General features: G+C 39.6%; 21 protein-coding genes. 17 read left to right on the top strand and 4 right to left on the bottom strand.

The window, feature by feature from the left end; translation table 11 throughout:
* The first annotated feature begins 50 nt into the window (after window positions 1-50).
* The 4 genes from dinB (at window position 51) to ABDW32_RS03955 (ending at window position 9,162) form a co-directional block, all read left to right on the top strand.
* A complete protein-coding gene (gene dinB, locus ABDW32_RS03970) occupies window positions 51-1,229 on the top strand; it encodes a DNA polymerase IV (RefSeq protein ID WP_343559605.1) in 1,179 nt (392 codons plus the stop codon).
* Window positions 1,207-4,146, top strand: a complete 2,940-nt coding sequence (gene dnaE, locus ABDW32_RS03965) for a DNA polymerase III subunit alpha (protein WP_343559603.1) — start codon at window positions 1,207-1,209, stop codon at window positions 4,144-4,146. The genes dinB and dnaE overlap by 23 nt, the downstream gene beginning before the upstream one ends.
* Window positions 4,147-4,216: 70 nt before the next feature.
* Window positions 4,217-5,275, top strand: a complete 1,059-nt coding sequence (locus ABDW32_RS03960) for a PIN domain-containing protein (RefSeq protein WP_343559601.1) — start codon at window positions 4,217-4,219, stop codon at window positions 5,273-5,275.
* A 5-nt stretch (window positions 5,276-5,280) separates the two neighbouring features.
* Window positions 5,281-9,162, top strand: a complete 3,882-nt coding sequence (locus tag ABDW32_RS03955) for a hypothetical protein (RefSeq protein ID WP_343559599.1) — start codon at window positions 5,281-5,283, stop codon at window positions 9,160-9,162.
* A gap of 15 nt (window positions 9,163-9,177) precedes the next feature.
* Here the strand turns inward: ABDW32_RS03955 and ABDW32_RS03950 are convergent, their stop codons facing one another.
* The 3 genes from ABDW32_RS03950 to ABDW32_RS03940 all read right to left on the bottom strand — a co-directional run bounded on the left by ABDW32_RS03950 (window position 9,178) and on the right by ABDW32_RS03940 (window position 10,591).
* Window positions 9,178-10,005: an SOS response-associated peptidase family protein gene (locus ABDW32_RS03950; RefSeq protein WP_343559597.1), complete on the bottom strand. Its 828-nt coding sequence runs from the start codon at window positions 10,003-10,005 to the stop codon at window positions 9,178-9,180.
* A 3-nt stretch (window positions 10,006-10,008) separates the two neighbouring features.
* Window positions 10,009-10,251, bottom strand: coding sequence for a hypothetical protein (locus ABDW32_RS03945; RefSeq protein WP_343559595.1), 243 nt, complete (start codon window positions 10,249-10,251; stop codon window positions 10,009-10,011).
* A gap of 97 nt (window positions 10,252-10,348) precedes the next feature.
* Window positions 10,349-10,591 carry a hypothetical protein gene (locus tag ABDW32_RS03940; protein ID WP_343559592.1) on the bottom strand — a complete coding sequence of 81 codons (243 nt, stop codon included), beginning with the start codon at window positions 10,589-10,591 and terminating at the stop codon, window positions 10,349-10,351.
* Window positions 10,592-10,980: 389 nt separating this feature from the next.
* On the opposite strand from ABDW32_RS03940, the gene ABDW32_RS03935 reads away from it, so the two are divergent.
* The 10 genes from ABDW32_RS03935 (at window position 10,981) to ABDW32_RS03890 (ending at window position 18,586) form a co-directional block, all read left to right on the top strand.
* On the top strand, window positions 10,981-11,529 hold the full coding sequence (locus ABDW32_RS03935; protein WP_343559589.1) for an antirestriction protein ArdA: 549 nt from the start codon (window positions 10,981-10,983) through the stop codon (window positions 11,527-11,529).
* A gap of 25 nt (window positions 11,530-11,554) precedes the next feature.
* Window positions 11,555-11,926, top strand: coding sequence for a hypothetical protein (locus tag ABDW32_RS03930; protein WP_343559587.1), 372 nt, complete (start codon window positions 11,555-11,557; stop codon window positions 11,924-11,926).
* Window positions 11,927-11,953: 27 nt separating this feature from the next.
* Entirely contained in the window at window positions 11,954-12,424 is a 471-nt protein-coding gene (locus ABDW32_RS03925; protein WP_343559584.1) for a hypothetical protein, read from the top strand.
* 550 nt (window positions 12,425-12,974) lie between these two features.
* Complete coding sequence (locus tag ABDW32_RS03920) at window positions 12,975-13,634, top strand: hypothetical protein (RefSeq protein WP_343559581.1); 660 nt, start codon at window positions 12,975-12,977, stop codon at window positions 13,632-13,634.
* A gap of 11 nt (window positions 13,635-13,645) precedes the next feature.
* Window positions 13,646-13,864, top strand: coding sequence for a PRTRC system protein C (locus tag ABDW32_RS03915; RefSeq protein WP_343559578.1), 219 nt, complete (start codon window positions 13,646-13,648; stop codon window positions 13,862-13,864).
* Window positions 13,865-13,874: 10 nt separating this feature from the next.
* On the top strand, window positions 13,875-15,032 hold the full coding sequence (locus tag ABDW32_RS03910) for a hypothetical protein (protein ID WP_343559576.1): 1,158 nt from the start codon (window positions 13,875-13,877) through the stop codon (window positions 15,030-15,032).
* A gap of 11 nt (window positions 15,033-15,043) precedes the next feature.
* The gene (locus ABDW32_RS03905) at window positions 15,044-15,766 is read left to right on the top strand and encodes a PRTRC system protein B (protein WP_343559573.1); all 723 of its coding nucleotides are present in this window, start codon (window positions 15,044-15,046) and stop codon (window positions 15,764-15,766) included.
* 2 nt (window positions 15,767-15,768) lie between these two features.
* A complete protein-coding gene (locus ABDW32_RS03900) occupies window positions 15,769-16,575 on the top strand; it encodes a PRTRC system ThiF family protein (protein WP_343559571.1) in 807 nt (268 codons plus the stop codon).
* Window positions 16,576-16,628: 53 nt separating this feature from the next.
* Window positions 16,629-17,867, top strand: coding sequence for a hypothetical protein (locus tag ABDW32_RS03895; protein ID WP_343559568.1), 1,239 nt, complete (start codon window positions 16,629-16,631; stop codon window positions 17,865-17,867).
* On the top strand, window positions 17,858-18,586 hold the full coding sequence (locus ABDW32_RS03890) for a class II glutamine amidotransferase (RefSeq protein ID WP_343559565.1): 729 nt from the start codon (window positions 17,858-17,860) through the stop codon (window positions 18,584-18,586). The genes ABDW32_RS03895 and ABDW32_RS03890 overlap by 10 nt, the downstream gene beginning before the upstream one ends.
* Window positions 18,587-18,667: 81 nt before the next feature.
* On the opposite strand, the gene ABDW32_RS03885 is transcribed toward ABDW32_RS03890, so the two are convergent.
* On the bottom strand, window positions 18,668-18,934 hold the full coding sequence (locus ABDW32_RS03885) for a hypothetical protein (RefSeq protein ID WP_343559563.1): 267 nt from the start codon (window positions 18,932-18,934) through the stop codon (window positions 18,668-18,670).
* A 139-nt stretch (window positions 18,935-19,073) separates the two neighbouring features.
* Between ABDW32_RS03885 and ABDW32_RS03880 the strand changes: the two genes are divergently transcribed.
* The 3 genes from ABDW32_RS03880 (at window position 19,074) to ABDW32_RS03870 (ending at window position 21,750) form a co-directional block, all read left to right on the top strand.
* A complete protein-coding gene (locus tag ABDW32_RS03880; RefSeq protein WP_343559560.1) occupies window positions 19,074-19,955 on the top strand; it encodes a toprim domain-containing protein in 882 nt (293 codons plus the stop codon).
* A 161-nt stretch (window positions 19,956-20,116) separates the two neighbouring features.
* On the top strand, window positions 20,117-20,509 hold the full coding sequence (locus ABDW32_RS03875) for a plasmid mobilization relaxosome protein MobC (protein ID WP_343559558.1): 393 nt from the start codon (window positions 20,117-20,119) through the stop codon (window positions 20,507-20,509).
* Window positions 20,494-21,750 carry a relaxase/mobilization nuclease domain-containing protein gene (locus ABDW32_RS03870; protein WP_343559555.1) on the top strand — a complete coding sequence of 419 codons (1,257 nt, stop codon included), beginning with the start codon at window positions 20,494-20,496 and terminating at the stop codon, window positions 21,748-21,750. The genes ABDW32_RS03875 and ABDW32_RS03870 overlap by 16 nt, the downstream gene beginning before the upstream one ends.
* Window positions 21,751-21,755: the final 5 nt, after the last annotated feature.

Genomic DNA, 21,755 nt, shown 5'->3' with positions numbered 1-21,755 from the left:
AAAATTTGTTCATATTTTGAACAAAGCTAGTAAAAAATAATTGGAATATTATGGATAGGCATATTGTTCACTGTGATTTAGATACATTTTTTGTATCTGTAGAACGGTTGCTCAATTCGGAGTTGATGGGCAAACCGGTTTTAATTGGGGGTACAAGTGACCGGGGAGTGGTGGCTTCCTGCTCTTATGAGGCCCGTAAGTATGGAATATATTCTGCCATGCCCATGCGCCTGGCCCGTCAGCTATGTCCCGAAGCCGTCCTCGTCAGGGGCGATTATGATCAGTACTCGAAATATTCCAATATGGTCACCCAGATTATTGAAGAGGTCGCGCCGGTGGTAGAAAAAGCCAGCATTGATGAACACTACCTGGACATCTCCGGGATGGACCGCTTTTTCGGCTGCTGGAAATGGACGCAGGAACTGCGGGGCCGGATTATAAAGGAAACCGGTCTGCCAATCAGTTTTGGGCTGTCCGTAAACAAGACCGTTTCCAAGATCGCAACAGGTGAGGCGAAGCCCTGCGGGGAGAAAAAAGTGGACACGGGGGCAGAACGGTCATTTCTGGCGCCACTATCCATTAAGAAAATACCGATGGTAGGGGAAAAGTCATATACCACACTTCGCAATATGGGCATATCTGAAATCTATACGCTGCAGCAAATGGAAGTCTTTACCATGCGGAAAGTCCTGGGTGAAAATGGGGTATCCATCTGGAACAAGGCCAATGGCCTGGATAAAAGTCCAGTGGTGCCCTTCCGGGAACAAAAGTCCATGAGCAAGGAAACCACCTTTGAGGCCGATACCACCGATATGGAACGGCTCAGGAAAACCCTGGTCTCCATGGTCGATCAGTTGGCCTATGAATTACGAAAGGAGGGCAAGCTCACCGGATGTATTACGCTAAAGATCCGCTATTCCAATTTCGATACCCACACCCAACAGGTAAAGGTATCCTATACCAATTCGGATAAACAGATTACTGCTAAGGTGATGGAGCTCTTTAAAAAACTCTACAGCCGCAGGATGCTCATTCGCCTGATCGGAGTAAAGTTCTCTAACCTGATCACCGGTAACTACCAGGTAGACATCTTTAACGATACAATGGAAGAAATACACCTGATGCAGGCAATGGACCACATCCGCAAGCGGTTCGGGGTAGAATATATTATGAAAGGTATTTGTTTGGAAGGAAAAGGAGGGAAGTATGCTACTCAATTTGCACAGTAATTATAGCCTTCGATATGGTACAATGAGCCTGGACGACCTGATCGCTGGGATGATGGCCACTGGTCATGATAGTGCCGTACTGACCGATATTAATAATAGTTCTGCATCCATTGACTTCATCCAGAAAGGACGGAAGGCAGGGCTGAATATGCTGGCCGGTATGGAACTGCGCCAGGGCGATGAACTTCGGTTTATCGCCATTGCGAAAAATACCGAAGGCTTCCGCGAGATCAACGAGTACCGTACCCATGCCAACCAGCACGAGCTATCAATTCCAAATCGAGCACCGGAGTTCCGCAATGTATTTGTAATCTACCCACTCGGTAGCATAGCCGTAAGTCAGCTTCGGGATTATGAATATATCGGTATACGACCTTCTGAACGTAATCTGATTGTACTGGAACCCAAAAACAATTATGAGCGCTATGTCATACTGGCCCCGGTCAGTTACCAGCCCGCTGATTATAAACTACATTGCCAGCTGCGGGCTATTGATCACAATATTCTGTACTCCCAGCTGGAAAAGAGCCAGGTCGCCCCAAAGGACGAAGTATTTATCACTCGGGTAAAGCTGCTGGAACTGTATCAGCAATTCCCGCAGCTCATCGCCAATACCAACAGGTTGATGGGCCAGTGTTCCTTTGACATGGATTTTAAAAAGATCAAGAATAAGGAAACATTCACTGGTGCACGGTACAGCGATAAAGAGTTATTGTTGTTATACACCAGAGACGGTTTTACCAACCGGTATCAGAAGCACGACAAGATTGCACAGGAGCGGATTGCCAAAGAACTGGAGATCATCGAGAACCTGAACTTCTCCAGCTACTTTTTAATCACCAATGATATTTGCCGCTATGCAAAAGGCCGGAACTTTCATTATGTAGGCCGGGGCAGTGGGGCAAACTCCGCAGTTGCCTATTGCCTGGGCATAACCGATGTTGACCCGATAGAACTGAACCTTCCTTTTGAGCGCTTTTTAAATCCGAAGAGACAATCCCCACCGGATTTTGATATTGATTTCTCCTGGAACGAACGGGATGATATCTATAAATATATTTTTACCAAATACAAAGGGCCGCATACCGCGCTAATGGGGGCGATGAGCACGTTTAAGGGAAGGAGCATCCTTCGGGAGCTTGGAAAGATCTATGGCCTGCCCAAAGGCGAAATTGACCGTTTGGTGCATGAACCGGCCAACATGCTGAATAAAAATGAGGTGACCAATATGATCCTGAGCGTATTTGGCAGGCTGGAAGATTTTCCCAATCAACGCACGATCCATGCTTCGGGGGTATTGATTTCCGAGCAGCCCTTAACCTGCTACTCTGCCCTAGACTATCCACCGAAAGGACTGCCCACAGTACAGTACGATATGTATGTAGCCGAAGAGATAGGGTTTGAGAAATTTGATATCTTAAGCCAGCGGGGACTTGGCCATATTAAAGACTGCAGGGAAATTGTGCTGCAGAACACCGGGCAGGTGATCAGCACGGAAAGTCCCAAGCGATTTTTTAAAGATCCGAAAATTGCCGAGCAGCTGCGCAGCGCAAAGACCATAGGCTGTTTTTATATCGAAAGCCCGGCCATGCGCCAGCTGATTACCAAGTTAAAGTGCGACGACTACCTGACCCTGGTGGCGGCCTCATCCATCATACGACCTGGTGTAGCGAGTTCGGGTATGATGGCAGAATTTATCAAGCGGCATCATGACCCCAGCCTGGTGCAGTATCCGCACCCGGTCTTCAAAGAACAACTGGAGGAAACCTATGGAGTAATGGTCTACCAGGAAGATGTCATGAAAATTGCCAATGCCTACGGGGGACTGGATATGGCTGATGCCGATGTACTGCGTAGAATGATGTCCGGTAAATACCGGAGCAAAGACCACCTGGTACTGATCCATGATAAGTATTTTGCCAATTGTAAGGCCAAAGGTTACCCAGAGGAAGTGAGCCGGGAAATATGGCGGCAAATGGAAAGCTTTGCAGGCTACAGTTTCAATAAAGCGCATTCGGCCAGCTTCGCCGTGGAAAGCTACCAAAGCCTGTTTTTAAAAACATACTACCCGCTGGAGTTTATGGTTTCCGTACTCAATAACTACGGAGGCTTTTACAATGCGAAAGTGTATATCAATGAGGCAAAAGTTTCCGGGGCGAATATTTGCCTGCCCTGTGTGAATACCTCTGGTTTCCAGACAACCATTCAGGGAAAGGATATCTATCTGGGATTTGACCGACTACTGAATATGAAAGAGGAACTGGCGAACCTGATTGCGCCGGAACGGGAACGTAATGGCGATTATACAGGTCTGGAAAATTTTGTGATACGGACAGGGGCCAGTCTGGAACAGCTCATTATCCTGATCCGCGTTGGCGCTTTCCGTTTCCTGGGCATAGGCAAAAAGGAACTGCTGTGGGAAGCGCATTTACTGCTCAGCACGGACAAAAAGGAGCAGTCTAATGGTATGGTGCTATTTGAATCAATGAGCCGCAAACCGGTACTGCCCAAATTGGATCATTCTATCCTTGAAGACTATTATGATGAAATTGAGCTGATCGGCTTTGTCGTGTCCGGCAGCTCTTTTGATCTGGCTAGGTCTGAGTACCGTGGAGACTGCAAAGCGAAAGATCTATTAAAATACCTGGGCAGAACAATACAGATTGTTGGCGACTTTGTGACGGATAAAACCGTTAAAACCAAACATGGAACTTATATGAAATTCGGAACGTTCTTCGATGAAGACGGTGATTTTTTTGATACCGTGCATTTCCCACCTTCTTTGGAAGCTTATCCACTAAGGGATTGGGGCCTTTACCTGATTGAAGGGAAAGTAGTGGAAGAATTCGGTTGTCCGGCTATAGAAGTTTTCAGATGTGGGAAGATGCCCTTGAAGGCTGATCCGAGGAGTGTTTAATAAATTAATTTAAATTCTATAACTTAGAGAGCCATAGAACACGAATTCAATTCAACTTTAGTTCAATAAGATGATTAATTTAATACTTGATACAAATGCATGGATTTATTTAGCTAATGGATTTAACCCAGATACTGGTAAATATGATAAAGAAAGCCATTTTGTGATGTTAGAGTGGATAAACAAACATTTTGAAAATGGAAGCTTAACGTTATTTATAAACGAGGTCATTCAGCTAGAATTAGAAAGAAATATAGAGTACCTACAAGTACAAGTTAAGAATTTGGACAAACAGATTTCTGATTTAGATAGGGAGTTATATAATAAAAGAAATCAAGAAAATATAAAGGATTTAATGGCCGATGCGCAAATTAAGATAAACCAGCTGAAAGACAGAATCGCAAAAAATAAAACTCATATCTTAAAGGTTGAATCGATAATCAAGGCTTCTAAGGTTATTCCGGTAACAGAAAGACAAAAAATTACAGTAGTTGACTGGGCTTTAAAAAAGATTGCTCCATTTCATAGAAAGCCAAATAGCGTTGGTGACGCTCTTATCTTTTTAAACATTGTAGAATATTTCGACTATGACCCTGAGGCATTTGTTGATGATACTATATTCGTGTCTAATAATACGTCTGACTTTTCAGATGATAAAAATAAAGCGAGATTACATCCTGAACTGCAAAAACTAATTAATAAGAAGCCAATTCAATATAGAACAAATTTGGCATCTGTAATGAACCTTGGCGAGGAAATTATCCGAGAATATAATGATTATATCGAGTATAAAACAAGATCATACTATATCTGTGAAATGGGATGCAAAGGTGCTGAAATGGGTATGGGTGAAGTCTTTATTGACAAGATTTTAAATATACCACGAAATGACCAATATGAAAGATATAATCCGAGTCAAACACGCATAGTATTTGGCGACGAAAATGATCTAAAAACGGAGGAACTTGAAGCATTAGAGAAGGGTAATTTCAAAAATATTGAAATAGGCCACTGCGGTTGGTGCAATGCTGTACATGTGTTTTGTCATTGTGGTGAGGTAAATGCCAGTTATGATAATGAAATATCTTGCGAGTGCGGGGAAGATTATTCCAAAATTTTAAAGAATTAATATTAATGGGTGTAACTGAATCAGGTCCAGGGGGATATGAATACCAATATATTGGTACTGTTTTTTTTGTTTTACTTTTAATGCAATCAAATAAGATTGATGGTGCATTTGTCGAAAAATTAAACTCTGAAGACTTATCAATTAGGCTTTTAAATAACGATCGAATCGAATTCCAATTTAAATTAAAGCAAAATGGTTTTCAGTTAGATCATTTAGCAAGATGTTGTTTAAATTTTGATCCTAGATCAAGCAATATAAATGTTTTCTCGAAAATTTGTAGCGGAGAAGTAACAGCACTATATATTGTAACAAGCGCACGGGTAGAAGATAATGTAAACAAACTAGGTGTTTTAACTAATATCGGCTTCGAGCCACAATTATCTAATGTTAAAGAGAGGGATTTAAGTGCTTTCCTCGACAGTTTGGAAAATACCTATTCTTCAGAAAAGAAATCCTTAGGAATAAAAAGGGACTCTTTTGTCAGAGCTCAAATTCAGGATATTCGAATTAAAAAGACCTTAGAATCTATTATAAGTAAAGTTAAAGTAATCGAGTCTGCCAATAAAAAATACTTTAGTGACAAATCCTCTGATCTATTAAGACTTTTAGATATACCAACCGATTACCATACACAAATTCTCAGCGAGCTTGAATCAGCTGTTCGTCAGAATAGAAGTAATAATATAAATGTTGTTGATCTGTTCAACAATATCCTTAATGATTACAAGGCATCATCAATAAGCAGTTCAACAGATTATATTATTAGGGACGAAGAAACTAAATTATTAAATGATATTCGAACCAATAAAATTATATTAATTACTGGCGAAGCATTTTGTGGTAAAACACAGGTAAGCTTACAAATAGCAAAGCTATTCAGTAATATTTTTCCTGGTACAAGAATTGAAATTGCACCTTCAATACGTGAGGCTGAAAAATTTCTCTTGTCATCAAGTCAAGAGAAGAGACTATGTATTCTTGAGGACCCGTTTGGTCAGGGCGATATAAATTCAAATATAACTTATGCAAAGTTTGATGAATTCTTGGCACATGTTCGAAGCAAATTTGGCAAATATTTGATTGTTACATCCAATACTGCATCTTTGGTGCAAGTATCAAATGTAAATATTATTGCTTCGGACTGGATAGATTTGACAGTTTCAGACAGAAAATTTTTGAAGAAAATTTGGGCAAATTTAAATTCTGAAAATTCCGACGATCTATTATACAACAAAGTTATTAACCTAATCGAAGAATTTGAATATCCCAAACAACTACAACCTGGCAGTTTGAAAAATATAGCTCGATTCGGTTCAACCTTGAAGGTTGTCAATGAAGATACGATCAAGTCATTGGCATTTACAAACGCAAAGAGTATTGCAGAAAAGATCAACTCCATGGGGCCTGATACGAGCTTTTTCATGGCATTATTTAGTATTATTTCATCAGTAAGGTCAGGTCCAACGATGGAAGATTTGGTATATTACTTTAACGATGACCCTTCCTATTTTCCTGGAATAGTACAAAGGTTAAAGAAACAAAGTAAAAGTATTTTGGAACTAGATGATGATATACCAGAATTTCCTGAATACACATCTAAAGGAGAGCTTCCACAAAAATATCTTTTGGCATTAGAGGATTTATTGTTTAGAGATTTTTTAGTTGAGCAAAATGGTGAATTTAAATTTTCTCACCCGTTATTTGAAATTGGTGGTAAGCAAGTTTTATTAAAATACTATAATTCATCATTAAGGCGGCCTACTATTTACAATAAAATTAAAAAAGGAATTGGAAGTTTAAGTGCTATTGTTTCTCAAAACAGCATAATGACTCTCTCCCTTCTAGTGTCAAATTCTAATGACAATTGCGAAATCATTAAATTGTTAGAAATCGCTGAATGGGCTATTAAATCTACGTTTGTAAATGTAAGGTTTGAAGCTTTCCAATTTTTAGTTCTCAACAGTACGATACCTGAGAAAGAAAAACAACAATTCATTATAGACTTAATTCGTGAAGGTTTTGTAGATAAATCGGAAATAGTTTGGCGAAGAAATTCTCCATATAGTCCAGATTTTTCAAAGAAGCTTAATGGTGTAGGCATGTACAACCGTTTAAGCAGACATGAAAAAGGGGAAGAATTATGGAAGGGAACATTGAATAGTGATCGTTTAATGGTGCCTGAAGAAGTTTCGTTGGTAGTTGACTACCTATACAAAAACAGCCGTGGAGTAAAAGCCAGGATTAATCTAGATATCGAAATGCTGTTACCATTTGCAAGGTACAAAGAGTTTTTCATTGTCGAAAAAGCCGCGTATTTATGGTCAGCAAGTTTAACTGACGATAATTTTTATCAATATGACTATGCATTAGCAGAAGATAGGCCACACATTAAATTTTGGTTGCTAAAGGGACTAATGAGGTCATGGCCCTATTTTCAAGATGAGAAAATTAAAGAATTAATTTTTAATCGACTTACAGAATACCTTAATGATAAGTATGTTGCTATTCTTGCCTTAGATTTCTTTACGCAATTCGGTGCAGGACATACAAACTTCACATTTGATTGGAGAGATGAAATCGAAGAAATTGCAAAAATAGAAATGTGGAATTTATGGGCAAAATTGGCCGTGAAAGTTTTTAATAATTTGCCTCCGATAATCCATATTCATAATGCTCGATTTAATTCGACCTTAACTGAAGGTTATGTTACAGATGTTGACGCAATCGAAGGATTAGCAATTGCATTTTTAAATTGGTTAAAGGTTCATTTTGATACAAAGGGTGACAAGGTGTTTGATACCCATAATTCTTACTCAATATTATCCTTCCTTCAATTAAATCTACCAAAACTAAACGATGAAAGATGTATTGATTTATTGAGATTACTCTTTCAATTAGACAATATTCTCTTTAACGAAAGACTATTAGTATCAATAATATATTGGTGGGACAGCTATGCTGAATCGGTACATCAGTTTTTACTGCATTATTTTAACAGCTTTTCACAACATCAAAAGGCAATTATATTAACAACGAAAAATTGTCCAACTGAATTATTTCTAGAATGGTTAGGATTTGATTTAGACGAATTTGAAGTTAGTCAAATTTTCAAAAAAGATATGTTTTCATCAACCTTGATTGAAAGATGTATCGCAATAAACTATTTTTACAGACCGGAATTAGAACTTGATTATTCTAATAATGCCATTTGGCAAAGGTTTGCAATACATTGTATTATTGATTCATCCCTTCACCTTCAAGTCTATGGGGCATATGTGTATTTTAGAAGTCTTTTTATTTACCGTAATGATTCTGACTGGCCGGCACCGAAAATATTAATGTCTACATATAATAGGTTGCCAGTTGAACAAAGGTTATTTGTTTTTAGGCTACTTGTATATTTTCTAAATTATAATCCAACGATCGGTAAAAAAACTTTGAAATACTTTATTAAAGAATTAGAAGAGAATTTCAGTTTAATTTTAGTCGATGAAACTTTTAAAATTTCTGAATTTATTGATCAATATGATAATCTCGAATTATTTCCTAAGAATTTTCGTGAAAAAGTAAATCGCAAATATAGTATTGAAATTTTGTTATTCTCTTTGATGAAAACTAGGTTAGTGAATGATGAGGTTGAGTTATTTTTGAATGAAATAATTCAACATAATGAACTTAAACTGAAACATATAGTATCTGATTTTGTAAATTACCTAAATGAAAGGTCAATTTATCCAGAAATTTCAGAAAAGCTAGGATTGGTTATAGAGAATATTAGAGATAATAGCTCAAAACAAAAAAAATCTATTAATTTAGAAATTTACAGATTATTTTCAAAGTGGATTCCAGATCATTGTAAAGAGTATTTCTCCGAAGATTTAAATTGACAGAATAAAGATTAGCTAAACCTCATATTGCAACTCCGGAACTTCTGCGTAAACAAATGCTTTACCTGGAGTTCCGGTTGTTTTAAAGTCCTTTTCTATCGTATAAGCTTCCATTTCCTTAGCGCTAATCTGGTAGGTAGCCAGTTCTGTAATACGCTCTTCCGAAAGATCGCCCATCATCCATTCCCAGGCCAGTTCATCGGGAAGCATGGTAGGCATCCTGTTTTTGGAATTATGGATCTGTCTCATTAATGAATTGGCTTCCGTTGTTACCAATGCAACAGTGTCTACCGTTTCCCCGGTATCCTTGTCCGTCCAGTTCTGCCAGATCGCCGCAATAAAAAAATACTCCTTATCCTTTAATCCAATATGGTATGGATATTTTTTAGCCGTTTTAAGCGGTTCACCGGTCCGTTTATTTGTCGGATAGATATGTTGCCATTCATAGAACTCAGAAGATAGGATAAGGCATCGTTTTTCCAAAGCGGCTTTCCGGAACATTTTTTCCTTTCCTGTGTTGGGATCTACATATAGCAATTCTTCACCCTTTGCATTTAAGGTAGTGTAAGGTTGGTGCCACTTCCCAGTGCCATCTTTGTAGCCAAACCGCATCTTATCTACGGCATCCCTGTTTTTAGTATAGGGTGGAATAAAGCCCCATTCCATCTGAACAATATCGAAGTTACACTTATCATCAGTGGGTTTAATAACAGCAATATTGCCATAACTGAATCCATCATGGATATCCTTATCCAGGAAGTCATAGTTTACAACCGCTTTTTCCAGATCCATCAGGCGGATGAACTCCGCCCGGCTAACTTTTTGTCCGTTATAATAACACATAATCTATTCTCCTTTAAAATGAGCTTCTATAATCGCTCCTATATCCTCTGTTTCTTTTCGCCCGGCAGGTATACTCGTCCAGATCATCCCGGCATAACTTTTCATTCGGGTGAGCACAAGGGGTTTTCTTTTATCACTGAATGAAATATAGAATACCCGATCTGAACCAACCTCTGCCTCCTTAATGTGTAATCTTATGCCTTCATCCTGCCATTCAAAATCCTCTAAACGAAATAAATTGCTCATTGAAATTCCTCTATTAAAATTACGAAAAATATTACTTTGTTCGTCCCTGGTTACCAATTAGCCTTCTTAACAACAGTATTTCCTTACGTCAAAACAATCACGCTTCAATTAGATTTAAATAAACAACCCTGAGCCAAAATAGGTACTCCTGGTAGTCACTATAATTTTCCAGTACAGTCCTTATTTCAATAAGCTCATCTTCCCAAAGAGGGGTTTGGTGCATTTTATCCAGCAAGGATAAATATGATTCTTTTAATGGAACAAAGTAATCCTTGTTCCGGTCACGGTACAATACTTTATATCCTTGTTTTTGAAGGGTTTTAAGTTGTAAGTAATCCATTCTTAATGCTCCAGTCTTAACATAACAATTTCATGTCAAAATGGTTTTTGGGCCCCTCTTTCGAGGCCGGGCTATCCGTTTTATCTTTTGCAAAGGATGCCACTGCTATCCCTGGCCCAGTGGACGCAACGTTGGTTTCTCCTGGAGACTTCTTTAGCTGCTCGCTGATATTCTTTTCCTGTTTTCATCATCAACCGAAAAGGCCAGCTAAGCTAATGCCTCTGTGCCGGCGACGTGCGGCATAATGAAATGCTGACGCATTCCACCCTTCGGGACTTATACGCACGCTTGCACAGATGCATTGACGCGCGCTTACTTTCCGGTCTCTGAAGTAAATCCAGGTGGATGATCAGGTTCCGGGTATTGGTAACTTTTAAATTTTTTATGCTATGAATGCAAGAAGAAATTATCCGATCGACATTGAAGAAGCGGCAGTGTATGTGGGAACCTATGGTAAGTATAATGATGGTTCTCTTTTCGGTAAGTGGTTGAAGCTTTCTGATTACTCAAATGTACAGGAATTTTATGCAGCCTGCAGGGAACTGCACAAGGATGAGGCAGATCCCGAGTTTATGTTCCAGGACTATGAAAATATTCCCGAAGGGCTCATTAGTGAATGTGGTATCAGTGAACAGGTATTTGAAGTTTTGCAAACACTGACCGAAATGGAGAGTTCTGAACGGGAACCGTTTATGATCTGGTGTAACAATGACCATTATGATTTGGGCAAAGAAGATATTGATGATTTGGTGAACAGATTTCAGGATGATTATGTCGGTATGTATAAAGATGAGGAAGCTTTTGCTTATGAGCTGATCGAAGAACGGGATGACATACGTGATTTTGCTAAACAGTTCTTTGATTATGAGGCCTATGCGAACGACCTGTTCTGTTCAGATTACTGGTATGAAGATGGTCACGTATTTTATAAAAACTAATTGTGCACAGGTAAAATGTTTGGATATGAAAACAATAGAAGAAATGACAAACGTCGAAAAGGTTAAGCTACTTGCCGGCCTGTTTAAACAATCATTGCCGGAATTAGTACAATGTCTTGAGTCTGGTTGCCGTACCTATTTGGAAAATGAATCAGAGACCAGGCCTACCTGGGGTCATGGTATTATTGCTGCCGACTTCTGGTTTGCACAGGTACGTGAACTTCAGGACCATATAATGAAATTTAAAACAGACATGAGTAAATCAGTGCATGTCTTTGCTGAGCATGGATTTTATGGTTACCGTTCTTTAGTGGCTGTTCAGATTTTGTTGGATTATGCAGCAGCCAATATAGCCACTTCGAAATTGGCGGCGGCCATCCAGCTTTTGTTTGGATAATTATTGGACGGAAAAAAACTAACAATTATGGAAAATACATTATCATGGTATCTATGGCTGGAAGCCTACAGGGATACCCCTAAGCAGGCGGAGGCTATAGTAGTAATGAAAATTGACGACGATTGGATAAAAAGGCAGGTTATGCGCATTGGGCATTTTAATTCGTTGGCTCCCCATCCAGGGAAGAAAGTTGGTTATTATGAGCCTGCACTACGGTTGTATAAAAACCCTGGAGTGTTCCTGGGAATAGAAGTAATAACAGGTCCACAGCAGTGGGCACTGATCGAATTATTGGATAGTGAAATTAACCAACTGGAACGATTGAGCGGGGTAACAATGACCACTTTTGATTTTTATAAAGATGGCGTTGTTTGCTGTTCGGCAAACACAAGCAATTGCAAAATCCCGATTACCACGGATCGGTTAGACATTGCCGATATTATGACTCAATACGAAATGCTCCAAAATGGAGGTTTCGGAACATCAGAAATGTTCTAAGAGCCACTATTCCAGATAATACAAGGACAGCAGCAATGTTGTCCTTTTTTGTATCCCACCTTATTCATTCAATACTGCTTCATTTTGCAGCAACAGTTTTTAAAAAATATTAAGAGGATTTATAAGATAGTCCGGGCGCTGCCTGCTTTTGCTGACCTGAATGCAAAGCTACTTCACCGCAGCCGGCGCCGAAAGTCAGGCCTAAGGGTTCGGATAAAAAAATCTCCACCCTCCGGGTCGTATTTTTTTATCCGAAACTTTCTCTGCCGTCCCCCGGTGAAGTTTTCCTCTTTGCAAAGGTCAGCAAAGACGGGCAGCCCCGTCTCGTTGATTTCCGCAATGACGGATGGCTTAGTAGTCGAGTTGTTCCAGCGGTAACACGAGGTAAATGGACTACCTGAACAGCAAATAGCCCAGTAAGCGCCTCGGAGCTGAGAAAGCGGATCGGTTGACCTGTCCTGATCGTGCGCTACCGGCCTAAAATAGCGTCTGTCGGTATGGTTCCGGCACTGATGAGAACAAGAAGTTCGAAACGCTAAAACTTAAGAATATGCATACTAATTTCTTCAGCCAGATTAATCAGTTGGATATATCAGGCACTTTAAAACTAGTTGTGGCAAAGAAAGAAAATGGGCAGTTAATCGTCTCCATTCTTATGGACAATGAACAATGCTCCAACAAAGAGCGAAAAACCATTCCACCTCTTAATCTTGCTGCTTTACCAGAGGAATTGGATCGGCTTTTTTTTGACACGATTACGGAACCGGTAAATCAGACCGCTTCATTTTTTACAAGTCGGGAACAATACATGAAAAATCTGTCCTCCGCAATGTCCAAAGCTGATAATAGTCGTAAGCAAAAAGCTAACGCTACAGTAACACCAAAAGAGAAAAAGTATAACGATTTAATGGAGCAATCTCAGAAGCTGGAGGCGGAAGGAAAATTCAAAGAAGCCTGGACAAAGTTACCTGATCCATTGGAATACCCCGACCATGCTGAGCTGATCCGTACCAAGCGGCAGGCACTGTCTGAAAAATTTGCACCTGATCTGTTTGCATCATTTGATGAACCCGCAGATCCTTACCCGGTAAAGACCACCGATCCCGAAGCGGAGGAAACCGAGCCTGTTGATGATGAATCTGATGACCTGGAATATAATGAATACTCTGGACTGGAAACTGATGACTATGTACCATTTGATAACCAATAAAATGTAATGATATGATAAAGGCAACCTTATTGGAGAGAATCTTTGAATACAAAGAGAAGGACATTAATCTTCATCTCACTGACCCTAACCCAGATTGGAATCCGGAAGAGGTGATGAATTTTTACGCACATAATTATCCAATGCTGACCACGGCTAAAATCTGTGGCCCTCAGATAAAAGATGATCAGCTTGTCTATAAGATGGAGTCTGTATTGGGAACAAAAGGTTAAATCAACTGCTATGAATAATGAAAAGAAAACTAAACAGTATTCAGGAAAACCGCGTAAGCGATACACAAAAAATGCTGTACCGGCAGCTGTTCAACTTTATAAGCGATCTGAAAAGGCCAAAGGATGCACGGGTAGCCGCCGAAGAAAACAGGCAGTCCGTTCCCCAGGAAATACTTCCCTTGATTTTTTAAAGCAGTCTTTTTGGCCGGTAATTGGCGAGAAAGAACGGAATAGAAATGATCTGTTATCCATTACCAGCGAAATGGATATGGATTATAAGGATTCTCTTTCCCAACTAAAACAGTTTTATAATATTGAGTTCATAGAAGCAGATACCGGGCAATTTGCATTTAACTGGCTTATTGATTTTGAAAAAATTGGTATGCTGCTCAACACAGGGGAACATCTTGAGGTTGATATAGCATCTACACAATATGGCAAAATTAGTCTTACGACCCGGCAGACATTCCCAACTGGGCACAGTCTTTATTATATACCGGTGCTTCCACTATATCGGTTTTTGAAAGATAAACAGTTTCGTAAGAATCGCTCTGCAGTACTGGTGTTATTATCTGCCTGTTCCTACCTGTACCGGCATGCCGGGGTGCCTATGTACACCCAGCCGGGTAGCTTTATGGAATACCAATATGATATCCTATGCAACTGGTGCGAGGAAGAAGAGGAAGACACGAAGAGTAATGATTTAATGGAACTCCGACAGATTATAGAAATCGGCCATATTATGGAGGGAAAATTTCATCATAAAAATAATCTCCTTTATCTGGAAGACCGGTTAAAGCGATTACGACCCAGGGATGGATTTGATCGTTTTTGTCTCAGGATCGGAAACCAAACCCTGGAATTGTATAAACAATTTCCAAATGAAAACATCTTCCGCCTGGCAGCAGCCGTAAGCCATAATGAATATGATTACCATTATACCACCCTGATGGGAAATTATATAGCTTTTGTAGGGCCTTCAGTAGGAGGTATATCAGACATGCTGCTGGATATGGTCAATAATGAATTTTCAGAAAATACCCATTTCCAGGAACCGGAAATTGTGCAGGTCTTTGATGGACGGAGCAATGAGCCGATTGACTTTTGCTTTGAACATGCCATCTTTAAACTGCTCGATGATGTATGTACCATATTATATAAATATTAAAAATTACAATCATGGAAGAAGGTATTTTGTCCCAACTGGGATCTCTATATTATCCGGTATCAGCACTTTTGGTGTACACAAAGAAGGGGTACGGACAAGCAGATCGCTCCTATGTTGAACACTACGATATTGATGCCAATGGCAAAGCCATTAACGCGCACCCACTGACCATTCAGGAAACCTCGAAATTGATCAAATCATTAAAAGTCCAGGTTTCAGGATCAAAAGAAAGGGTTTTATCCAAAGAAATATTGCCGGCAAATCTCCTGTATGTCAATAATGATATACAGGGACCGGTAATCTGGTATACCCGAAAGACCTCCTTGCCATTATTCTTTATCGATAGACTTGGTATAGACAGCGGGGTGGCGAATGTTCCGGCAATGGTCTGGAAAGTTGTAGGAAAAAAGTTACATGTTTATGCATTGGCGGCAGACAAACGGCCTACCGCAGATACAATATTGTATCATGCGCCTTTCTTTAATATTCATGCTGATGGCGGGGTTTGTTTGGGTACCGTTGATACGAAATTGGACCATATTACACACCTTCAGGACTGGATGGGCGCATGGCAGGAGTTTTTCTTTAATAGTCGTTTCAGCCATTTATTGAGCAGCCCGGTAAAGGGGAATTGTGTCCAGCTATGGAAGTCCCTTGTTGGGACAGGGAAACCATTTCCTAAAAAAGTACTCATCCCCATCAAATTGACGCTTGGAGAACTTTTAAAAGCTTAGTTATGAAAACATCAAGGAAAAAGGTACATTTCCTGGCAGAGGAGCTACAACAGCCTACAAATCCAATAAAAATTATATTAATAGGAGCCGGGGGAACCGGCTCTTTTGTTTTATCAGGACTAGCGAGACTAAATGAAGCACTGACCGCTCACGGCCATGCAGGGATCGATATTGATCTTTGGGATGGCGATCTGGTGACCAAAAACAATATAGGAAGGCAGCTTTTTGCACAATCGGAAATCGGACTGTACAAATCGGTCGCATTAATCAATAGAATAAACAGGTTTTTCGGAACCAGTTGGAAAGCAAAATTGCGGAATTTCCCCAAAGTTAGGGCAGGGGTTCGCCAAGATGATCTTTTAGCATCCATTTATATTACCTGCGTGGACAATATCAAGTCCAGGTTTGATCTTGCAAGTACCTTGAAGAATGTCAAACCATTTAACAACCAGTTGAACCACCCCCGCTACTGGTTAGATTTCGGAAATAGCAAAGATAGCGGACAGGTGATCTGTTCGACCATCGGAACTGTAGAGCAACCCAATTCAAAGAAGTTTACTCCAGTACCAAACCTGCCTTTTGTCACCGAAGAATTTGAGGACCTTCTTCTCAGTAGTGAAGAAAAAGATGAGGCACCCAGCTGTTCATTGGTCGACTCATTGAAGAAACAAAGTCTTTTTATCAATTCCACTTTAGCCAATCTGGGTTGTGATTTGCTCACAACACTGCTTTTTGAGGGCGTGCTCATGGAGCGGGGATTACTGTTAAATCTAAAAACCAGGCAATGCAGGCCACTGCCATTTACTTAAGAGCTTTCAGAAGCTGAACGTTCAATCAATTTCTCCTTTTAAAATTTAATCTTATGGAACAATCATTATTGTCCCTTGTTCGGTTGTCTATCGAACAGGGGTACTTGCCATTATATTGGCATGACTCAAAAAATGAAGTAGTTAAAACCTTTAACGGCATGCTGTCCTTAAGCTCAGAGTGCGTCTGTATTGCCGGTACCTGGTATCATGATACGATTAACATTGAGCTTTTTGTATATGATGAAGTAGACAAAAGGCATATCCTGATGGAACAAAGTATTTATGTGTTTACCGGCAGACACAGTGGCTTCTTTACCCATAACGATAATGAATTTGATTATTTCGTTTACCGTAGCCGCTATTATACCCTGGAGGGATTAAGGGATAATGACCTGGTTGTCATGGTTGATGAAACTATAGAAAGACATGAGGATGTGTATTATTGGCATTCAGATAATGCATACCATTATACGCCTGAAACCTATGAAGATGAAGAAGGCTCTGACGATTATAATGACTATGATATTTGGGAATATCATGATGGGCCATGTCCACCTGATTATAGAAAGGGCGGCAATGAACCTGCAATCGGCTTCGAGATCGAAAAAGGAGGCCCTCCCGCTTTTTGTGGACATGACGACAAAGAAGGATTATTCAAACACACAGGATGTGTAATGGAAGCTGACGGGACCGTAGATTGGGAGCTAAAAACGCCTATTTATCCATTGTATTCGAATAGAATTGAAAGCGAATGGCTACCGCAGATTAAAGAAGCTATAAATGCCAAAAATCATAGAAATGCCGGTGGTCATATTCACTTATCCAAATATCCCAAAACTGGAGTGCAGCTCTTTGATTACTGTCGCCCTTATTTCCCATTATTTATGGCCATGTACCCAAAAAGATTAGAAACTGATTATTGTCAGGGAAAAACAGAATTACGGCTTAAAAAAGATGAGGATAAACATCAGGCAATCAAGATCTGGGATGATCGGATCGAATTGAGGTTCCCTGCCAAAGTATTTAATATGCAGGCTATAGTCTTCCGGTTAAAGTTCTGCCGTATTATGCTTGATCGTGAACATAACAGTATCCTTTCGGTAATCCTTGCAGCCTTCGATCCATCCACTAATCTGGGGCAACTTGTTTTAGAGGTTTATGCCGGAAAGGAAAAAGTGCTTTTGGACCGTATCCTGAAAGTAAGCAAAAAGTACTTTAATACTGTGCTTGAAAATGAAAAGCACATTGTCCACCTGATTTCTAACCTAAAACGAAAAGTACTATGTGCATAGCCATTTTAAATACAACAGGAACCCTCGATTTTGAACTTTTTATCAATTGCTGGGAAAATAATCCCGATGGGGCAGGAATGGCTTATGTGCTCAACAATGAAGTGGTTATACAAAAGGAAATGGATTCGGTAGAAGATTTTTATATCAATTATTGTGATATACGGGAGCAAACCGAACTGCCAATGATTGTTCATTTCAGGGTTGCAACTTCCGGAATAATTGATGAAGCGAATTGCCATCCATTTGAGGTATTCCCTGGATTGGCAGTTGCTCATAATGGGATACTTAATCATATCGATCCAACACCTGGTATCAGTGATACCCGAGTGTTCAATGAACAGATTCTTTCCCGCTTGCCAAGGGATTTTATGTACAATGAAGGAATCAGCCAATTGCTGTCCGTATTTTTGGAGGATTCAAAAATGGTCTTCATCGATAAATTTGGAATGTTCAATATCATAAATGAACATTTGGGACATTGGGATGAAAAACGGCTCAATTGGTTTTCCAACTATTCATACCTGCAATCCCAATGCTATACATTTCCTAAAAAAACTCAACTCCCTCTATCCAAACAATATAATAAGCGCCAGATGGAATACTGTGAAGGTTGTGACACTTATGTAGACTTTGCCAAGATGGATTACAGTAGAGCGTTTGGTGTTAGTCTTTGCAGGAATTGTTTAGAATGGTATGATGATTATACAGTCCATCATTAGGTAAGGGATTTCCTAGGTTACTAAAGTGAAAATTGAGCCCATATAGCAATTAAGAATAAGGAGGCTTAATTGCCTCCTTTATTATTTAATTTTTAGTAACTGGTTGGAAAGCGCGGTTAGATTTGATTTTTCTAGCAGAATTCCCTTAATCTGTTTTAAATCCTTAATACTTCCTTCCCCGACACTTTCCTTTAAACCGCTTCCATCCAGGGTCAGACCATTTTCTATTACTTCTGCTAAGAGTAGAATAACCTTTCTACTGGCAGAAAATGAAAACTTCACCTCTTCATCCATTCCCGGGCCTGAGAGGATCGTCTCATAGAGCCACTTCGTTTCTTTTGCTTCCATCTGTTTATTGATTTAAGATTTATACAAAGGTCTGAAATTTACCTACCTGCCGGTTCATTAGAATTTAATCAAGCGATCTAAAACCATGTATGCAGCTGTAATTTTGTAATACATTTTGTGAACGCTGATTTTGAAGGATATGAAAGAAAATGTAACCTGCAGACAGGCCAAAGAAATAGATTTGGTATCATACCTCTCCACCTTAGGCTATGAACCAACAAAGATTAAAGCAAATCAGTATTGGTACCATTCTCCATTTAGAATAGAACGAACACCATCTTTTAAAGTTAACCGGACAATGAACCGATGGTATGACTTTGGAGAGGGAATAGGTGGGTCTATAATTGATTTTGGAATCCGTTATTACCATTGCAGTATTTCGGATTTTTTAAATTCTTATTTGGGGGGGAGACAGGTTCCTTACAATGATATGGACAAGGTTATTCTGCCGTTCCCTAAAGAACCAGTTTTATTAGTCAATGACGTTCGAAACCTAAGTACTATTTCTCTGATAAGGTATCTCGCTTCACGGATGATCTCTTATGAAGTTGCTAGCGTTTATTTAAAGGAAGTTAACTACACTAATTCAGGCAGGCAATTCTATGGTATCGGATTTCAAAATAATAATGGTGGCTGGGAGATCAGATCAAAACACTTTAAGGGAAGTGCTGCTCCAAAATTTCTAACTAACCTAAGTTATGGTTCAGATGCCATCCAGGTGTTTGAAGGATTTATGGACTTCCTCTCTTTTCTACAGATCAATGCATTAGCTGGAAAATCCCTATCCTCCGACTTCCTTATTTTGAACAGTACCACAATGGTTGCTCAAGCCCTCCCAGTTTTACATACCTATCATTCTGTAGACCTCTATTTGGATAATGATCCAGCGGGAGATAGGGCAACCTCTTTAATAAAATTGGAACTCCCAAAAGCGAAAGATAATAGAATCCGATATGAAGGTTTTAATGATTTGAATGAATATCTATGCGTCCAGGAAATTAAGACCTGGACTCCTCCTTAATTCCAATTCGCTATTTTATCTGGTACTAATGTGATTTTCGGGGTTCCCTGTTTTATCCCGGAACCGGCAAGATGTACCGTTGTCAGACAACGGAGAAATTTGCCCCCTTAACTCCGAAGTCGTGGGGCATAGATTATTGTATTTGTGAAACGGATATTGTGATGAAAGAAAAAAGAAATAATAAGACCAAAATGATCTTTGTAAGGCTCGAAGAAGCAGAATATGATACCTTGATCAGCCGCCAAAAAAAGACCACCGAACGAAACCTGAGTGCCTATATCAGGAAGATTTTAGCAGGTAAACCGATGATAAAATCGGTTCAAAGTGAGTCTTTGCGTGAGGTAATTGTAACGCTTTCTCTGCTTCAAAAAGACCTGAATGGAATAGGGAACAACTACAATCAGATGGTAAAAAGACTCCATACCATTGATAGAATTCCTGAAATAAAAGCCTGGATGCAGACCTATTTAAATGAGCGCCAGCATATACTGGATGCGACCATAACTTTAAAAGAATGCTTGGATAAAACTGCCCAAAAATGGTTGCAAGAATAAAATGTAGCTCGAACATCCGTAAGCCTTTCCACTATAATGACAATAAGGTTAAGGAGGGGGAAGCCTACCTGTTGGCCGCAGAAAATATGTTGCTTAAATTGGATACCGACCGGGATAAAGCCGTCATATTACTAGAAAAGCAGATAGCCCTCAGACCTGATGTCAAGGTCAATTCCGTGCATATCTCCCTTAACTTCTCCCCGGACGAGGAGCTATCCAATGAACAAATGGAACAAATTGCCAGGGATTATATGGAGGGGATTGGTTTTGGCAACCAACCTTATCTGTTATATCGTCATTTTGATAGCGGCCATCCGCATTGCCATATTGTAACCACGAATATCGGCCTGGATAAATCCCGAATTTCATTGCATCAAATTGGCAAGCTAAAGTCTGAGCCGGTACGCAAAGAGTTGGAAAACAGGTATGGCTTGATCAAAGCGGAACAGCAGAATACTAGAACTTCAACTATTAATCCACTGGATGCGTCAAAGATTCAATATGGAAAAGTGGCAACCAAACAGGCCATTTCAAAGGTGCTAAGTGCTGTTATTCCTTTCTATAAATATAGTTCTCTGGCTGAACTAAATGCAGTGCTTGGACTATATAATGTCAAGGCAGAGCAAGGAAATAATGGATCAAGAATAGAACAAAATAAAGGCTTAGTGTATAGGGTACTAGATCATGATGGACAGTGTATAGGCGTTCCGATAAAGGCTAGTTTGTTTGCTGATAAGCCTACTCTGCCCAACCTTGAAAAGCGTTTTTTAGCCAATGATGTTGCCCGTTCAAAGTACAAGGATTTGCTAAAAAGTAAGATTGATATTACCCTAAAATTCAAAAAATGCGCCAGCTTAAAGGAGTTCCAGGACCGTTTAAAGAGTATGGATATCAGGTTAGTTCCAAGGGTAAATGAGGATGGGGTTATCTATGGACTAACTTATATTGACTTGAAATCAAAAGCCGTATTTAATGGGAGCACGCTAGGAAAAGAGTATAGTGCGAATGCAATTATGGAACGTATTCACCTGCCAAAGATTATAAATCCTGATACTGGATTTGAAAAGACCAATGCTATTGGAAAAGGAAATACAACTGAATTTAGGAATGAAAACAATAGCGCTTCGCCATATTACAGGCTTGATGAAAAGTCAGCCTTGGAGTTACTGATGCAATATGAATATGCCGCATCAAATGTTCCATATGAATGGAAGAAGAGGAAGAAAAAGAGAAAAAAATAGAACAC

This window comes from Sphingobacterium sp., from assembly GCF_039596235.1.
In the GTDB taxonomy this organism is placed as follows: Bacteria; Bacteroidota; Bacteroidia; order Sphingobacteriales; family Sphingobacteriaceae; genus Sphingobacterium.
The sequence above is the reverse complement of the archived record's forward strand: the minus strand, read 5'-3'. Positions and strand labels throughout refer to the sequence as shown.

Excerpts from the sequence above, each read along its gene's own strand:
- ABDW32_RS03925 (WP_343559584.1), top strand. The coding sequence starts at position 11,954 with ATGGAAAATACATTATCATGGTATCTATGGCTGGAAGCCTACAGGGAT.
- ABDW32_RS03930 (WP_343559587.1), top strand. The coding sequence starts at position 11,555 with ATGAAAACAATAGAAGAAATGACAAACGTCGAAAAGGTTAAGCTACTT.
- ABDW32_RS03885 (WP_343559563.1), bottom strand. The coding sequence starts at position 18,934 with ATGGAAGCAAAAGAAACGAAGTGGCTCTATGAGACGATCCTCTCAGGC.
- ABDW32_RS03910 (WP_343559576.1), top strand. The coding sequence starts at position 13,875 with ATGAATAATGAAAAGAAAACTAAACAGTATTCAGGAAAACCGCGTAAG.
- ABDW32_RS03880 (WP_343559560.1), top strand. The coding sequence starts at position 19,074 with ATGAAAGAAAATGTAACCTGCAGACAGGCCAAAGAAATAGATTTGGTA.
- ABDW32_RS03940 (WP_343559592.1), bottom strand. The coding sequence starts at position 10,591 with ATGGATTACTTACAACTTAAAACCCTTCAAAAACAAGGATATAAAGTA.
- dnaE (WP_343559603.1), top strand. The coding sequence starts at position 1,207 with ATGCTACTCAATTTGCACAGTAATTATAGCCTTCGATATGGTACAATG.
- ABDW32_RS03905 (WP_343559573.1), top strand. The coding sequence starts at position 15,044 with ATGGAAGAAGGTATTTTGTCCCAACTGGGATCTCTATATTATCCGGTA.
- dinB (WP_343559605.1), top strand. The coding sequence starts at position 51 with ATGGATAGGCATATTGTTCACTGTGATTTAGATACATTTTTTGTATCT.
- ABDW32_RS03890 (WP_343559565.1), top strand. The coding sequence starts at position 17,858 with ATGTGCATAGCCATTTTAAATACAACAGGAACCCTCGATTTTGAACTT.
- ABDW32_RS03915 (WP_343559578.1), top strand. The coding sequence starts at position 13,646 with ATGATAAAGGCAACCTTATTGGAGAGAATCTTTGAATACAAAGAGAAG.
- ABDW32_RS03945 (WP_343559595.1), bottom strand. The coding sequence starts at position 10,251 with ATGAGCAATTTATTTCGTTTAGAGGATTTTGAATGGCAGGATGAAGGC.
- ABDW32_RS03955 (WP_343559599.1), top strand. The coding sequence starts at position 5,281 with ATGGGTGTAACTGAATCAGGTCCAGGGGGATATGAATACCAATATATT.
- ABDW32_RS03935 (WP_343559589.1), top strand. The coding sequence starts at position 10,981 with ATGAATGCAAGAAGAAATTATCCGATCGACATTGAAGAAGCGGCAGTG.
- ABDW32_RS03920 (WP_343559581.1), top strand. The coding sequence starts at position 12,975 with ATGCATACTAATTTCTTCAGCCAGATTAATCAGTTGGATATATCAGGC.
- ABDW32_RS03895 (WP_343559568.1), top strand. The coding sequence starts at position 16,629 with ATGGAACAATCATTATTGTCCCTTGTTCGGTTGTCTATCGAACAGGGG.
- ABDW32_RS03950 (WP_343559597.1), bottom strand. The coding sequence starts at position 10,005 with ATGTGTTATTATAACGGACAAAAAGTTAGCCGGGCGGAGTTCATCCGC.
- ABDW32_RS03870 (WP_343559555.1), top strand. The coding sequence starts at position 20,494 with ATGGTTGCAAGAATAAAATGTAGCTCGAACATCCGTAAGCCTTTCCAC.
- ABDW32_RS03900 (WP_343559571.1), top strand. The coding sequence starts at position 15,769 with ATGAAAACATCAAGGAAAAAGGTACATTTCCTGGCAGAGGAGCTACAA.
- ABDW32_RS03960 (WP_343559601.1), top strand. The coding sequence starts at position 4,217 with ATGATTAATTTAATACTTGATACAAATGCATGGATTTATTTAGCTAAT.
- ABDW32_RS03875 (WP_343559558.1), top strand. The coding sequence starts at position 20,117 with ATGAAAGAAAAAAGAAATAATAAGACCAAAATGATCTTTGTAAGGCTC.